The organism is Polaribacter sp. Hel_I_88 (assembly GCF_000687935.1).
In the GTDB taxonomy this organism is placed as follows: domain Bacteria; phylum Bacteroidota; class Bacteroidia; order Flavobacteriales; family Flavobacteriaceae; genus Polaribacter.
On sequence record NZ_JHZZ01000001.1, the window covers coordinates 423,122 to 439,543 of the forward strand.

General features: G+C 32.1%; 17 protein-coding genes. All 17 read right to left on the reverse strand.

The features are described 5' to 3' along the window. Positions 1-25: 25 nt before the first annotated feature. Positions 26-421, reverse strand: coding sequence for a hypothetical protein (locus P161_RS0101895; protein ID WP_231494689.1), 396 nt, complete (start codon positions 419-421; stop codon positions 26-28). Between the two features lie 339 nt (positions 422-760). Further along, complete coding sequence (locus P161_RS0101900; protein WP_026775396.1) at positions 761-1,081, reverse strand: four-helix bundle copper-binding protein; 321 nt, start codon at positions 1,079-1,081, stop codon at positions 761-763. Between the two features lie 143 nt (positions 1,082-1,224). Beyond that, positions 1,225-1,791: an AraC family transcriptional regulator gene (locus P161_RS0101905; RefSeq protein WP_026775397.1), complete on the reverse strand. Its 567-nt coding sequence runs from the start codon at positions 1,789-1,791 to the stop codon at positions 1,225-1,227. Positions 1,792-2,053: 262 nt separating this feature from the next. Next, positions 2,054-3,850: an efflux RND transporter periplasmic adaptor subunit gene (locus P161_RS0101915; RefSeq protein WP_026775398.1), complete on the reverse strand. Its 1,797-nt coding sequence runs from the start codon at positions 3,848-3,850 to the stop codon at positions 2,054-2,056. A gap of 4 nt (positions 3,851-3,854) precedes the next feature. Then, positions 3,855-4,349 (reverse strand): DUF305 domain-containing protein, encoded by a 495-nt coding sequence (locus P161_RS0101920; RefSeq protein WP_026775399.1) that lies wholly within the window; start codon positions 4,347-4,349, stop codon positions 3,855-3,857. Between the two features lie 21 nt (positions 4,350-4,370). Further along, positions 4,371-5,081, reverse strand: coding sequence for a PepSY domain-containing protein (locus tag P161_RS0101925; protein WP_026775400.1), 711 nt, complete (start codon positions 5,079-5,081; stop codon positions 4,371-4,373). A 1-nt stretch (position 5,082) separates the two neighbouring features. After that, positions 5,083-5,670, reverse strand: coding sequence for a DUF2911 domain-containing protein (locus P161_RS0101930; RefSeq protein ID WP_026775401.1), 588 nt, complete (start codon positions 5,668-5,670; stop codon positions 5,083-5,085). Positions 5,671-5,674: 4 nt separating this feature from the next. Beyond that, complete coding sequence (locus tag P161_RS0101935; RefSeq protein WP_036841157.1) at positions 5,675-8,428, reverse strand: heavy metal translocating P-type ATPase; 2,754 nt, start codon at positions 8,426-8,428, stop codon at positions 5,675-5,677. Positions 8,429-8,440: 12 nt separating this feature from the next. Beyond that, positions 8,441-9,796, reverse strand: coding sequence for an APC family permease (locus P161_RS0101940; protein ID WP_026775403.1), 1,356 nt, complete (start codon positions 9,794-9,796; stop codon positions 8,441-8,443). Positions 9,797-9,801: 5 nt separating this feature from the next. Next, complete coding sequence (locus P161_RS0101945) at positions 9,802-10,095, reverse strand: hypothetical protein (RefSeq protein WP_026775404.1); 294 nt, start codon at positions 10,093-10,095, stop codon at positions 9,802-9,804. Positions 10,096-10,108: 13 nt separating this feature from the next. Next, positions 10,109-10,942 (reverse strand): universal stress protein, encoded by an 834-nt coding sequence (locus P161_RS0101950; protein ID WP_026775405.1) that lies wholly within the window; start codon positions 10,940-10,942, stop codon positions 10,109-10,111. Between the two features lie 6 nt (positions 10,943-10,948). Then, the gene (locus P161_RS0101955; protein ID WP_026775406.1) at positions 10,949-11,440 is read right to left on the reverse strand and encodes a nuclear transport factor 2 family protein; all 492 of its coding nucleotides are present in this window, start codon (positions 11,438-11,440) and stop codon (positions 10,949-10,951) included. Between the two features lie 20 nt (positions 11,441-11,460). After that, on the reverse strand, positions 11,461-12,018 hold the full coding sequence (locus tag P161_RS0101960) for a potassium channel family protein (protein WP_026775407.1): 558 nt from the start codon (positions 12,016-12,018) through the stop codon (positions 11,461-11,463). Between the two features lie 260 nt (positions 12,019-12,278). Beyond that, on the reverse strand, positions 12,279-12,731 hold the full coding sequence (locus tag P161_RS0101970; RefSeq protein WP_026775408.1) for a heme-binding domain-containing protein: 453 nt from the start codon (positions 12,729-12,731) through the stop codon (positions 12,279-12,281). Continuing rightward, on the reverse strand, positions 12,732-13,280 hold the full coding sequence (locus tag P161_RS0101975; RefSeq protein WP_026775409.1) for a DUF3347 domain-containing protein: 549 nt from the start codon (positions 13,278-13,280) through the stop codon (positions 12,732-12,734). A gap of 44 nt (positions 13,281-13,324) precedes the next feature. Continuing rightward, on the reverse strand, positions 13,325-15,781 hold the full coding sequence (locus P161_RS0101980) for a multicopper oxidase domain-containing protein (RefSeq protein WP_026775410.1): 2,457 nt from the start codon (positions 15,779-15,781) through the stop codon (positions 13,325-13,327). Positions 15,782-15,855: 74 nt separating this feature from the next. Further along, positions 15,856-16,422 carry an AraC family transcriptional regulator gene (locus P161_RS0101985; RefSeq protein WP_026775411.1) on the reverse strand — a complete coding sequence of 189 codons (567 nt, stop codon included), beginning with the start codon at positions 16,420-16,422 and terminating at the stop codon, positions 15,856-15,858.

A 16,422-nucleotide genomic window follows, 5' to 3' on the forward strand; every position in this document is an offset into this window, starting at 1 on the left:
ATATCTATCCTTAAAAAAAACTGAATTATACTTTAGGAGGTTGGAAAAGTGATTCCAGATATCTGGAAGTGAAGTCTACTTTATGTAAGTTGAACTGTTTTTTATCTTCAAACTTTAGTCGATTGGTTAAAGCCGAATTGTTGTTCGCAATAATTAATACTAAAGGGTGACAACATTGATTATGGGAATGAACTGGTGTATTCTCCTTATCTGGGTTATTATGGTGCCCTTCATTTTTTGCATCATTGTCAAAATAATCTTCTACTACATATTCAAAGAAAGAGTCTCCATAAACTTTATGGTCTTGATAATGGGTAATAATACTTGAAATTTTTTTAATTGGTCCACAAAAGTCCATATCTATGCTAATCCCTTGAAAAAAGAATAAAATAGACATTGATATGGAAAAGAATATTTTCATAAAGTTTTACAAATATACAAATTAATCGATGCACAGGTTGTGCAAAGATGATGTTGATAATCTTTTATTTTCTCGAAATGGTGGACAACGTATCGTTCCATAAATAAACAATATATATATAATTTCCTTTGTTTGGTTTCTAAAACAGATTTTTATTGGCTGACTAACTTGTAGATTTACTTTGATAACGGTTGTTATTTTGAAACTAATCGAGTTCCCTTTAAAAACAAGGTAACTTATCCCCCAAATTTAATATAACAAAAAGACCACAATAGCAGTTGTGGCCTTTCGGAATTTGAGGTAAAAAAACCTCTTAATGCTTAATAAAAGTGAGATGTATTATTTTAAATATTCCTCACAAGCTTCCTCACATTTTCTACAGGCATCTGCACATTGTTGACAATGTTTGTGGTCGTGCTTGGCACATACATCAGCACATTTTTCACAGATATCACGGCATTGCTCTACCATACCTCTTACATCCTTATAATTTGACGCAAGCAAATTTGCTGTTGCACTACAGATTGCGGCACAAGCCCTATCAGTTCTTATACAATCTACCATCATCTTAATGTCTCCTTCGTCAAGACAAGCATCAGCGCAATGATTACAATGTGTTACACAATTGTTTAAAGCTTCGATTAATTTTGAATTTTTCATAAATATTTTAGAATTTAAATTGTTAAAAATAGTCCACTACTATAGCAGATATTATTAAACACAATTTAATATAAACTGCATTATTTATTGTTATAGAATATGCCGAATAATTTGTAGAATTTTCGGATTAACAGAGTTTAACATCAAATCTCATCCAAAGATTTGCGATTCTGATTTGTGCTTTTTTTAAACTGTGTAGGTGTCATTCCTGTAACCTTTTTAAACTGATTGCTTAAATACGCGACACTACTATAATGAAGTTTAAAAGCTATCTCACACAAGGTTAATTCATCATAAATGATGAGTTCTTTTATACGCTCAATTTTTTGGTTGATGATGTATTGCTCAAATGTGATACTTTCTACTGATGAGAATAGCGAACTTAAATATTTATAATCAAGATGAATATTTTCGCCTATATAATCTGCCCATTTAATATCCAGTCCTTCCAAAGAATGATGGATTTTATCCACCACTAAAGTTTTCATTTTTTCAATAAGTTGACTTTTACGGTCGTCAATCAAACTAAAACCTGAATTTTGAAGTGCTTTGGAAAGACCATTTTTGGTCTGGACACTTAATGAAGAAACTAATTTTACCTCTCCCAATTTGATAGAGACATAAGGTATTTCAAGTTGCTCCAAAATATTGGATACTGCCGAGATACATCTTGGGCAGACCATATTTTTAATATGGATAATCTCATTCATATTGTACTTGTTTCAAAATAATGTTAATCCAGATTTGTATAGAGAATAATAAACAGCTGCTATTGCAGCAACCACAAAAATCAAGACTATCACAACTAAAGCTATAATTCTATCTTTTTTTGAAATATCGCTTTTGGGCTGATACTTTTTCTTATCATTTTTTCTTCTATTTCTTCTGCTTTCACTCATTATCGTTCGCCGTGATAAAACCAAGATTACTTTAAGGTCTTATTCAGATTACTTGATTAATCCATAATTCGTTTTATTGTAAGGTTGCTTTTACCTCTCCACAGGTTAACATAGCTTCCCCGTAATATGGGTTCCGCACCTCTTTTTCCAAACTTATCCAATAAGCACCCTTATTGTCATCGGCCATTGGACAAAACTGGATATATACATTTTCGTTAACCCCAAAAAGCTGCACACTACTTATCATATGGGCAGAAAGATGCTTAAAATGTCCTCTTTGCGTTACTATATCTGAACTGTTCTCAATAGCATTAGCAGAGGTCTTTAGTTCTTTCTGAATGGTCATCCAATGGTTATGTGCTTCTTCATCGGATAATAATTTCATATCCACTTTTTTCAAAGATTGGTTTATTTGTTTTCCTGCGTGTTGAGCGCCTTTAGCGTCGTCATTTACCAAAGCATCTTTTAAAAGGATATAATCATCAAAAACCTGTTTTAACTGATTCTGAAATTTGTTTGAAACGGCAATCCTTTCCTTCATTTGAGAATGATTGGTTTTATCCACATTTTCTCCAGAACTATCTTCTTGCATTCCTAAATGCCCTTCGTGACCTGTCATTGTTTTACCACCAGATGCATTCATCATACTTTTTTTGCCTTGTAACTGTGCAGCGGCATCTACGGTAAACGTTCCATTAGTTACAACTTCATCTCCATTCTTTAAACCTTCAAGAATGGTATAACTATCGCCAGTGGCATTGCCTAATAAAACTTCCCTCATTTCAAAAATAGCCTCATTAGGGTTTGTTTTGACATAGACTACAGAGCGTTCTCCTGTCCACATAACAGCGGTTGACGGTACGGAAACGGTATTCTCGGTGCTTGTTTGCGTACCCTCAATTATACCTTCCACAAACATTCCCGGTTTAAAGAGGTCTTTCTTATTTTGCAAGACCGCTCTTACAACCACCGTTCTAGTCGCAGAATTTAATAAGGGGTCGATGAATGAGACTTTTGCATCAAAAACCTCATTGCGATAAGCATTTGTGGTCACTTTAATAGTTTGCCCTTCTTTTAGGGATGCAATTTGATTTTCATAAGCATCAAATTCTGCCCATACTGTATTGAGATTCGCAATTTTATATAAGGGTTGTCCTTGCTTTAAATAATCCCCTTCTTCTACCATTTTCATTGTTACCGTTCCTGAAACGGTTGCAAAAACCGGAAAGTTTTCTTGCACTTTCCCAGCAGTTTCTATGGCGTTGATTTGCTTTTCGGAAAGTTTCCAAAGTTTAAGTTTGTTCCTAACAGCCTTATACAATGCAGGTTGCGATTCTTTTAAAGCAGCCGTAGTTAAAAGCTCTTGTTGTGCCGCAACCAATTCTGGCGAATAAATAGTTGCTAAGCGTTGTCCTGCTCCAACACGTTCTCCTGTAGAATTAACGTACAGTTTTTCTATTCTTCCTCCAAAATATGTAACCTGTACGGCATTTGACTCTTCGTTGGCTTTAATCTTACCAGATAACTTAAGAGAATTATTTCCCATTTGTCCTTTTCCTACAAGTGATGTTTGGATATTGGCCAGAGCCATTGCGTTATCGGTCATTTTTATTTCATTGGCATTGAGGCCATCTGCACCAGATTCGGCTGGAATTAAATCCATTCCACAAATGGGACAATCCCCAGGTTCTGGTTGCATAATCTGTGGATGCATCGAGCACGTCCACATTTGGTTTGTAGTCTCTTCTGAATGGTTGTGAGCTTCGGCAGTTGTATTTATATCTGACGATGGAGAATTACCAAAAAGTAACCATCCTGCTAATAAGCCAATAACTAAAGCAACCCCTATATATAGAATATTCTTTTTCATACTATTATTTCTCGTTTTGTAAACGTTCGATCATCGCATTCATTTCTTCAATCTCCTTACGTTGTGCTTTGATAATATCGTTGGCCAATTTTTTTACTTCTGGATCTTTAATATCTGCACGCTCACTGGTCAATATTGCTATGGAATGGTGAGGTATCATAGCTTTCATCCAAAGTACGTCCCCAACAGTAGATTTTTGCTCACGTACTAATCCTAACGCACCAAGAAATAATACAGCACTCCCTATTAAGATGGCGATATTCTTCTTCTTATTTTTATACATATTAAGCATAAAAAGCAGCATTATCACAGCCATTGTAGAAATACCCAGACAAACCATATAAAATCTGGTAAGGCTAAATCTTACGTGGTCAAACTCATACGTATTTAAATACATTGTAATATACATTGCTATAAATGATGCTCCCAGCATCAAAAAAAACTTTGTGTATTGGCTCATTCCCTCTTTGTTGTTTTTGTGTTCCATTGAATTTTCCATAATAGTTGATTTTAGTGTTAATTATTTACGTTTATTTTTATTCATTTTTCTAACAGTAGGCGAACTTGTATACCACAGTAAAAACCCGCTGAGTACTGTTATTAATCCTAAAAGTGAAAAAGCTCTTAGGACTATTGTATTAAAATTGTCTCGCCCTTGATAGTCCATTGTATGGGTCATCCATAAGAAGTCAAACCAACGCCAATCTCGATGTCTTATAGTCTGAAAAGCACCATTATTAATTGCGACATAAGCCTTTAGGTTTTCATCCGTTTTATATGAAATCTCGTAGGCTGGTAATGGTCTTCCACGATATTCGTGATGTTTCCCAACAGTCTCAATTCTATGAATACTTTCAACTTTTAAATCAGGTAACATATAACGTTCTGCAACTTTAAGAGCTTCTTGCTCTGTGATTTCTTCCTTTTTGGAACCTGAAATTGCATTGTATAGCTGATTTTCATTAATCCAAAAATAGGGTTGATTGTCAATTTCTAATAACTCTAAAGATTTTATGCTTTGCTCATTTTCTAGTTGAGACGAACCAATCAAATTCTTGAATATTGTTTGATGTGGTGCTTCTTTCTTGAAATGATCACCATGAATTTCATCAATATCTGTCCAACTAAAATACAAACCACTAATCGTCCACATCAAAAACTGGATACCTAAAAAAAGTCCTAAATAACGATGTGTTTTCCGGATTTTTGATGCAGTGCTCCTGTTAACCATATTAGTTTATTGTAAAGGGAAATTCAACGTTTACTTTTTCCCATTTCATATTTATTGTCCCAGAATTTTCGCTGGTTTTGGAAACCTTATACTCTAGATGTTCTTGAATATCTTCTGAAATTTTAGGAGTTACCTTAAACCGAATCACATCATCATTTTCATCATATTCATCTTTTCCATGCTGATCCCAATTTTTGTTAATCATAACAGTCCAATCTCCTTTAGATGGAATTGTGAAAAAACCATATTTACCTTTTGGAAGCACTTCATTATTAATCAGTAAATCTTCATTTGTTTCTATCCAAGTAGCATTATGCGCACCTGCTTGCCAAACATTATCATAACCCACTAAACCACCAAAAATTATTCTTCCTCTAACACCAGGAGAAGAATAATCTATATGAATATGAGCATCACCAACCATTGCCATAGTAGATTGATGTGGGCTTAATACTTTCTTTTTTGGTGTTTTCTCTTTTACTGATTTTGTAGAATGGCTTTTATGTTCATTATTATCTGTTTTTTTAGTTTCATTTTTACAACTAAAAATTGTTGTTATTAATACAAGTACGATTACTAATTTTTTCATATAATTATATTTTAATTGTTTTTAACCTTAATGCATTAACAATTACAGAAACCGAGCTAAAACTCATTGCTAATGCTGCAATCATTGGAGATAATAATATTCCGAAAAAAGGAAATAAAACACCTGCAGCAATTGGCACACCTAAGGTGTTGTAAATCAATGCAAAAAATAAATTCTGTTTAATGTTTTTCATTACACCATGACTTAAATTTCTTGCTTTTACAATACCGTGTAAATCGCCTTTTACCAAAGTGATCATCGCACTTTCTATAGCAACATCAGTTCCAGTTCCCATTGCAATACCAACATCACTTTTTGCTAAAGCTGGTGCATCATTAATTCCATCTCCAGCCATAGCAACAACATTGCCTTTTTCTTGTAATTTTTCTACTTCTTTTAATTTATCTTGAGGTAACATGCTCGCTTTAAAATCAGCCAAATTTAATTCTGTTGCAACTGCTTGTGCTGTATCATGATTATCTCCTGTAAGCATAATAACTGCAATGCCCATATTTTGTAATTCTTTAATGGCTTTAGCACTTGTTTCTTTTATTTTATCACCAATAACTACATACCCAACAATGTTTTGAGCAACTGATAAATAAGAAACTGTTTTTCCTTGTTTTTGGAACGAAGAAGCTTTTTCTTTCATTACTGATGAGATTTTTGCATTTGCATATTCCATCATTTTAGGATTCCCTAATGCTACTTTTTTATCATTAATAAGGGCTTCAACACCTTTACCAGTAACAGCAGAAAAAGAATTAGATTTTAGAATTTCTGCATTTTGTTCTTTTCCATATTTTACAGTAGCTTCTGCTAAAGGATGTTCACTATTTGAATTTAAAGAAACGATATAATTTAAAACCTCATTTTCAGTATAATTATCATCGAAAGAACCAATTTTTTCTACAGTTGGTTTTCCTTCCGTAATTGTTCCTGTTTTATCAATGATTAGTGTATTTACTTTGTCTAATTTTTCTAAAGCTTCCGCATTTTTAATTAGCACCCCATTTTGAGCACCTTTACCAACACCAACCATTACAGACATTGGTGTTGCCAAACCTAATGCACAAGGGCAAGCAATAATTAAAACTGCAATTGCATTTACTAATGCATACACATACGCTGGTTCTGGTCCCCAAATTGCCCAAACGATAAATGTAATCACAGAAATTAAAACCACTATTGGAACGAAGTAACCAGAAACGGTATCTGCTAATTTTTGAATTGGCGCACGACTTCTGCTGGCATCGTTTACCATATGAATAATTTGAGAAAGTAAGGTGTCACTACCCACTTTTTGGGCTTCCATTAAAAAAGACTGATTCCCATTTATGGTTCCACTACTTATTTTATCGCCTTCTGATTTGTTTACAGGAATTGGTTCTCCAGTAATCATAGATTCATCAACAGTTGTATCTCCTTCTGTTATTTTACCATCGACAGGAATTTTATCACCTGGTTTTACTTTTAGAATATCATTCAGTTCTATTTTATCAATAGAAACTTCAACTTCTTCGCCATCTACTATTTTGGTTGCTTTATTAGGTGCTAATTTTAAAAGTTCTTTTACAGCAGAATTTGTTTTACTATGCGCACGAGCTTCTAATAATTGCCCCATTAAAACCAATGTTAAAATTACAGTTGTAGCTTCAAAATACACATGTACAGCACCAAATTCTGTTTTAAATTGATCTGGAAAAACATCAGGAAAAAGCATTCCGAAAACACTAAATAACCAAGCTACACCAGCACCAATGCCAATAAGTGTAAACATATTTAGGTTCCAAGTTTTTATACTTTTATAAGCACGTTCAAAGAACATCCAAGTCGCATAAAATACTACAGGAATGGATAATACAAACTGAATCCAATTCCAGTTCTTCTGCTCTAAAATATCGTATAATGGATTATTCATTAGCATTTCACTCATTGCTATAAAGAAAATTGGCAATGTAAACGCAACTGCAATCCAGAACTTTTTAGATAATTTTTTATATGCTTTTTCTTCGGCAGAACTATCAGCCTCCATTGGCACTAAATCCATTCCACAAATCGGGCAATCACCAGGTTCATCTTTTACAACTTCTGGGTGCATTGGGCAGGTCCATTGTTCTGTATTTGTAGTTGATAAATTTTGTTCTTCCACTAAATCCATACCACAGACTGGACAATCACCAGGTTTGTCATACGTTTTTTCTCCCTCACAATGCATTGGGCAATAAAAAGATGCCCCCAAACCCTCAAGGGGGCTTTTCTCACTCTTCTGGTTTTTGTTTTTTTTGCTCCTTCCCTTTGGGAAGGCTGGGTTGGGCTTTTCTCCTTGTTTGTGAATACTATAACTACCACCATCCTTTTTTAAAGCTTCTTGAAAGATTTCTAATGAAATATGAGATTCCATTTCTATAGTTGCTTCAGCTTTCTTTAAATCAACGGTTGCTTTTGAAACACCAGCTACTTCTGAAAGTGTTTTTTCTACATGACTTCTACAACCATTGCAAGTCATTCCATGAATGTGATACTTATGTTTCATTTTATCATTATTTGGAATAAGAATACCATATCTGTCTCCATCATTTTTTAAAGCATCTTGAAAAGTTTCTAATTTAATATGAGCATCCATTTCTATGGTTGCTTCAGCTTTTTCTAAATCTACAGATGCTTTAGTAACACCTTCAACTTTTGAAAGTATTTTTTCTACATGACTTCTGCAACCATTGCAGGTCATTCCTTTTATTTTATATGTGTGTTTCATAATTTTAAAGTTTTACATTTTCATCATTTCTTCTTCATCCATTTCCATTCCCATTTTCATATTTCCATCTTTATCTGTGTGTGTTTTCATGAAAAGAAATTGAAACAGAAAAACAAGAGCTATTCCTATACTTGCTACTACAAGTACAAAAGGGTCGTTAACATATTTTAAATAAATGAATGCTGATAAAATAACAATATCCATTACTATTGCTATTATTGGAATAATTGGATTAAATTTTACTTCTTTTTTAAGGTATCTAAAAAGGCCCCAATGAATAGCAATGTCCATAATTAAATAGAAAATAGCACCAATGGAAGCTATGCGAGTTAAATCGAATAAAATAGTTAGTAGTATGGCTAAAGAAACAGTAAAAATTAACGAGGGATTTTTAAGTTTCTTCATTTTGTTCATATCAGGTACTTGTTTCATATTACCCAACATGCCTAACATTCTGGAAGCAGAATATATGCTGGCAATTACACCAGAAACTGTTGCTACAATAGCCAGTAGAATTGTTAAAATTGAACCCCATTCACCAAACAGCGGTTTTGCTGCTGCTGCTAAAGCATAATCTTTTGCTATTATAATTTCTTCAACACTTAATCCACCAGCAACCGACAATGCTAAAACAACATAGATAATTGTACAAACAGCAATTGAAATAATAATGGAACGCCCCACATTTTTATGTGGATTTTTAATGTCACCACCTTGATTTGTAATCGTAGTAAACCCTTTAAAAGCAAGAATTGACAATGCCAAGGCAGCTACAAATCCAAATCCTTCTGGTAAAGCTTGACTATTAGATGCTACATAATTACCTGTTATGGTTGGCAAACCTGAAATTATTAAACCAGAAATTGCTAACAATGAAATGCCTGCTACTTTAATTATTGCTGTAAAAGTGGCTGTAACTTCAATAATTTTATTACCAGAAATATTTATTATATACGCTACTCCAATAAGAATTACACCTAATATGGATGCATATCCAGAATATTCTGGCGGAAATAAGCGTAAAGTATAAGCACCAAAAGTACCAGCAACTAAACTTTCGGCAACTACCATTGATATGTACATTAATAGAGAGAAAGAACCTGCAGCTGTTCCAGGACCAAATGCTTTTGTTAAAAATTTTGCTACACCACCAGAAGAAGGATATGCGTTTGAAAATTTAACGTAAGAATATGAACTAAAACCAACTACTATTGCACCTGCTATAAATGCAATTGGAAACAAGTCACCTACTAACTCTGCAATTTGACCCATTAGCACAAAAATACCTGCGCCAATCATTACACCTGTACCCAAGGAAACAGAGCCTAATAATGAGAGTTTTTGGTTTGTTTTTTTTAGTATGTTCATTTTATTTATTTTAGTTTTTTTCGCATTGCTTCAGAAATGTTTTCTGCATATACACCATAAGCATCTACCAACAATCCTTTAATTCCATTTTTAGATGAAATAGCGTAAAGAACGCTGTTATCATCAGTACTGCTCATTCCTTCAAAACGATGCATTTCATCTACATCAAAATCTTCTGGATGTAATTTTAATTTTAATGAGTTACATTCTATATGTTTTGGGCACATATTTAGGTTATACGTGTATCCGTTTGCTTGTAAAGTGCTTATTGCTTCAGAAAGAGTGTCGTAGCTTTTCATTATTTTAATTTATTTATAAATGAATTGTCATCACAGGTTTTTTCGAGTTATTTGTGATGTTTTCTGCAATACTTTTAGAGAATATATTAGATAAACCACTTCTATTATGTGTATACATTGCTACTAAATCTACTTCATTATCTTTTTGAAAAGTTTCGATACCTTTTAAAATGGTAGATTCATTATAAACGTGCATTTCATAATTTTCTAATTCTGGAAAGTTTGTTAAAAATTCTCTTATTGGCACTATACCATTTTTAATATTATTAAAATCTTTATTTGTATTGATATTTAATAAGTGAATTTTTGAATTACATTTCTCGGCTATTTTAACAACTTGTTTAAAAGCATTAGACATATCTTCCTTAAAATCAGAAACAAAAACAATGTTTTTAAAAGGAAATAGTGTAGCCTCTTCTTTAACAACTAAAATTGGGACGTGGATATCTCTAATAATTTTTTGAGTATTGCTCCCAAAAAATTGTTTTGAGAAATCTTCTTGTGTGCCTTTACTACCTGTTATTATGAAGTCGTGATGAAAATTGTGAGAATGTGCAGAAATTGCTTTTACATCTGAAATATATTCCAAGAAAGTCCTGGATTTTAAACCACTGTTTTCTGCATCTTTATCAAGACTTCTTAACTTGCTTTTGGCAATGCCAATCGCTTTTTGAGTGTCAGGATATTTATGTTCGTCTGTTTTGCTTAATTTTACCCAATCTACTGGTGTATGTATTTGATGTAAAAAATGAATTTCAGCATCAAAAAGTGTGGCAATTTCAATTGCTAAATGTGCTGCTTTATCACAAGTTTTTGAAAAATCTGTTGGAACTAAAATATTCTTCATAATCAATTAGATTTTTAGTTTTTTAAAAGAGGTATGAGAATGAATTATCTTCCATTTTCCATCAATTTTTTGCAATATTGATGTAGCCACTCCTTTACTTTTAATAGTTCGTTCTTCTGTGCCTTTGGCTTTATTAGCTTTTAAAATTATTGTGTATATATAATTTTCAGTTGTATAAGCATAGGGCGAATTTACAGTTGTCTGAATCTCGTAATCAGAAAAAGTAAAACTTTTAAAATGTCCTAATTCTGGCCCCAAATGATGAGATATGTATTCTTTGTAAGTACCTTCTAATTTTCCTTGCTCAAATATAATAGCATCTGGTGTAAAGAGTTCAAAAGTGCCTTCGGTTGTTAAATTTTGTATTGCATCTTTATAAGCTTTCATGACAGCTTTTACTTCTTTTTTGTCTTTAGTGTAAGAGGTGTCCTGTGCATTTGTAAGATTAACTGTTAAAAGGAAAACAGTTAATAGAGTAATAAATTTAAGTACTTTCATAATTTAAGTTTTAAAAAGGATTATTTGTTTACATGGATTCTATTGATGTTTGCAATACCAAAAACTAAAACGAAAAAGCTTAAAACAACTTCTAAAATAACAATTAGTTTTCCTGATATAGAAATGGGTACAATATCTCCATAACCAACAGAAGAAAAGGTTATAAAACTGAAATACAAAAACTCGAAAAATTGTAAGAAAAACGAGTTATTGGGAATCGTTTCGAATTTAAAATTTGCTGAATTTAAAATATATAACGCCTGGTAATCTGCTGAAAATGATAGCACAATTAAAATAATTAAGATTCCAAATAAAGTAAGAATGTGTGTCAGTTGATGACTTTCTCCTATTATTTTACTTAACTGTGTAAAAGTTAACCTTACAATAAAAATGGTTTTAAAAAATGCCAAACTAACAATTAAAAAAGGTAGAAAAATACTGTCAGAATCTACAACAATCCATAAGGTATAACTTAAAGATGAAGCAATAACTATGCTGGTAGTAAGTATCACTTTTTTAAATAGTTGTTTATAAAAGTCTGTACTTTTAGATTTTTCTACAGTGTTTTCTTTAGGCATTTTAACTTATTTATTAACTAAATAATTGAAGTACAAATGCACCACCAACTATTAAAAATAATATTATATATACTATATAATTGAACCATTTTTTTATATTAGACTTATTTTCTGTGGCTTGAGAATCGCTTTTACAACATTCTTTCATTTTAATCTCTTATTAAAATAATACTCAAAAATGAGAGTTAGACTGTATCCAATCAACCAAAAAAAATAAGTCTTTCTCTCAATTTCAAGTATCTTTTACTAATATTTTATTTTTATAAACTATCTTTTAATTGAGTGATAAAATTGATTATTTCATTCGTTTCTTCGTTTGAAAACTTTGCATCTTTATGAATTAACGTGTAAGAATCTAAAGGCATCTCTTTGCTTTCTATTTGTTTTATAATTGAACGAAGTTTACTTGCTTTTCTTCTGCTTGACAACGAACCCCATTCACTAAAATTCAATTCTGCTTTTCCGTTTTTAACATGTTCTTCTAAAAACCAAGCAACTGGTTGTATTTTATTATACCAAGGGTATTTAGTGTTGTTACTATGGCAATCATAACAAGATACTTGCAACTTATTTTTTATATTATTTGGCACATTATTTACCAACATAAAATCGGTTACTGGTACAATATCAGTTTGGTTACGTTCTGTGGGAATAAATTGTATTCCCACAAAAGCGACCAATAAAATCAACAATATGATTTTAACAGTTTTCATTTAGTTAATTTCTCTTTGTACTTTTCCGCACTTCAGCATTTTACTACCATAATAAGGGTTACGTACTTCTTTATTCATACTTAACCAAGCACTTCCTTTTTCATACATTGGGCAATATTGCTCATATAATTTATTAGAAGCACCTGTTATAGCAACCATATCTATAATGTCTTTACTTAAAACTTTAAAGTGCTCTCTTTGATGTGCTATTGGGCTTTTGGATATATGCTCTGCGTGTTCTTTGGCATCAACAATAATATCTTTTAATTCTAATTTTTGAGCATCCGTATATTTAGAAACATCAAGACTGTTTAAACTTTTTTCTAATGAAGCACCCAATTCTTTTGCTTTTGATTCATCATCTGCTACTAAAGCATCTTTTAAATTGAAATAAGCGGTTAAAATTGCTTCAGCTTTTGCGTCTTGCATTTTCATTTTACTGTGATCCATTTTCATATCTCCGTGGTTCATTTTTTCTTTTTTCTGTGCATTGGTAAAAGAAACCGTTAACAATAATATTACTACTACACTAATTTTTAAATCTTTCATTTTATTTGTTTTTAAATTTATATTTGATTTACTACTATTCATTCTTAAAATCTTACTGATAATCCACCACCACCGCCAAAACGATTGTCGTAACTCGCCATTAAAGAGAAATTTCTTGATAGCATATATTCTGCTCCTGCGCTCCAAACTGTTTCTGAAGTGAAATCTTTATTTGTTGGTAAAGTATTTACAAAACCTAAATCTATTTGATATTCATAATAACCGAAAACAGACAGTTTAGGAAAAATCATTATACTGCGTCCTAATCCAATTCTTGGTCTTAATTTATTATCTACTCGAACATCTAAATTGAATAAGTAAGGTGTTAAATAGCGAAGACCGACAACTGCTGTAGTGTTTAATTTGTCTAAACTACCACGTGTTTCATTTTCTATATTTACCCCACCAAATACTCTTAAATAATCGTGTAGATAGCGTTCATAAGTAAATTCTCCTTCCAAATTTTTGTTCCATCCGTATTCGAAAGATGCATTAAATTGATTTCTTAAATTAGAAGTTGTTAAATTAATTGCTGTGTTATTTGAAGCAATATCTGCCAATCCCCAAGAATACCATTTATCTGTTTCTGCGATAATTTTTGAAGCTGGAAATTCATCCATTCTTGGATCTCTTGGGGTGTCATAAGACATTACTCTTGCCATACCACCCATCATATGGTAAAGAATATGGCAATGGAAAAACCAGTCGCCAGCTTCATCACCATTATTTCCATAAAACTCTAAAGTTACTTTTTGCATTGGTGGCACATTTACTGTATGCTTTAATGGTGAATAATCACCATTTATATTAATTACTCTAAAAAAGTGACCGTGTAAATGCATTGGGTGGTGCATCATCGTCAAGTTATTGAACGTAATTCTTGTTACCTCTTTATTATTTATTTTGATATTATCAGCTTCAGATAATGGCACACCATTCATACTCCAGATATAACGATTCATATTTCCTGTAAGGTTTAATAATATTTCTTTTACAGGAACATTTTTATCGTAGTTGGTTTTCTCTGGCGACTTCAAATAATCGTAGTTATATTCAGCAAATAGATCCATTCCTTCCATTTTCATTGCTGGCATTGTTTTGTCTTTCTTCATATCCATTCCAGACATTTTTGAATGATCCATCTTCATACCCTCCATTTTAGAATTATCCATTGGCATAGAATCTTTAGGCTTCTCCATATTCATTCCAGACATTGTTTTGTCTTTCTTCATATCCATTCCTGCCATTTTAGAATGGTCCATTTTCATACCTTTCATTTTAGAGTGATCCATTGGCATAGAATCTTTAGGCTTCTCCATTTTAGAATGATCCATTTTCATATCTTCCATTTTGCCCATCTGCATCCCGTATTCATCCTTCATCTCAAAACGTTCATCTTTTTTTGGGCGATACTTTAAGGCGTGCGCTCCCATTTTCATATCCATTTTAGCCATTTTCATCATCATTTCAATTTTGTCTGGCTTCGGAATTTCTTGTGCTTTTAAAACGTTACCAGTACCCAAAAATGCTGATGCTGTACCAGAACCATCTTGTGCTGTGATTCTGAATTCAATTTTTCCTTCTTCCGGAATAGTTACAATAAAATCGTAGGCTTCTGCAATGGCTATAAAGGTTTTGTTCTTTTTAACGGGCACTACATCAAGGCCATCTGCCGAAACTAATAGTGGATCCACACCTCCAAAAGTCATCCAAAAAGAAGTAGAGGCACCACCATCTATGATGCGTAATCGTACTTTTTCGCCAGGTTTAAAATCTGCATACTCAATGTTTTCTTCCCCATTAATTAAAAACGCTGGATAATATACATCTGCAATATCTGCTCCTTCCATACGTTGTCTCCAGAAATTAAGTTGTGCACCAAATGCTCCACGAGCAATCACTTTATTTAATGGTGTAGCTGTTCCTTTTTTGATACCATACCATTCGTTACCTCTTTTCAAATTTTTAAGAACATTCATTGGTTTTTCGTTGGTCCAATCTGATAACATCAATACCAATTCTTTATCATATTCTAACGATTTTTCTTTAGGTTGAATAACAATGGAGCCATAAACACCACTTTGTTCTTGCAACATCGTGTGAGAATGGTACCAATAAGTACCAGATTGTTTTATTGGGAATTCGTATTTCTGTATATGACCAGGTTCTATTGGTGGTGTATTTAAGTAAGGAACGCCATCATAAAAATTTGGTAACAATAAACCATGCCAGTGCACAGAGGTTTCTACACTCATTTCATTTTTTACATAAATAACTGCATATTCACCTTCTGTAAATTCTAAAGTTGGTCCAGGAATTGTGCCGTTAACAGTCATTCCCATAACGTCTTTACCTGCTTTATTTACAGTTGATTCACGTAAAGTTATGGTGTGTTCTCTTACTGGAAGGTTGTTTATATTTCCTTCTGTTACTTGTTTCTCTTGTGCAAAAACTATGGTAGTTAAAGCAATAAGAAAAATTGAAATTATTTTAGTTTTCATTTTATTATTCATTTTATAAGTAATCAAAGTTACTACAGAACAAAAAGGTATTGTATTATAATTATGGTTCATATCTACACAATTTGGTCTAAAGGATTCCTGAAATTTCTCTGCTCATTTTTGTAAGATGATAAGCTCATACCAGTTTCATTTTTAAATTGACTACTAAAATGGTTTACATTGCTATAATCTAATTGCTGACTTATCTCTGTAAAATTATTTTCTTGCAATTGAATCAACTCTTTTGCCTTTTCTATTTTTAACTTTATAAAATACTTTTCTATGGTAATATGCTCCTTTAAAGAAAAAATTTTACTGATTTTTGAGTATTCTAAATTTAATTTTGATTCTAAATATTTAGAAAGTGTTTTATCTAATTGTAATGGTAATTTCTGCAATAATTTAATAATTGTTATTTTAGTTTGTTCTACTAATTTTTCTTCCTGTCCTAATAAAATTTCAAAACCATTTTCTTCTAAAGCAGTTTTAATTTTTTCGAAATCATTTTCTGACTCTTCCTCGAAAATTATAGCACCAAGCTCAATATGTTTTAGTTCAATATCTAACTTTTCAAATTTTGTTTTAATGAACATTATACAGCGATTACACACCATGTTTTTTATAAAAATTTTTCTTTCCAT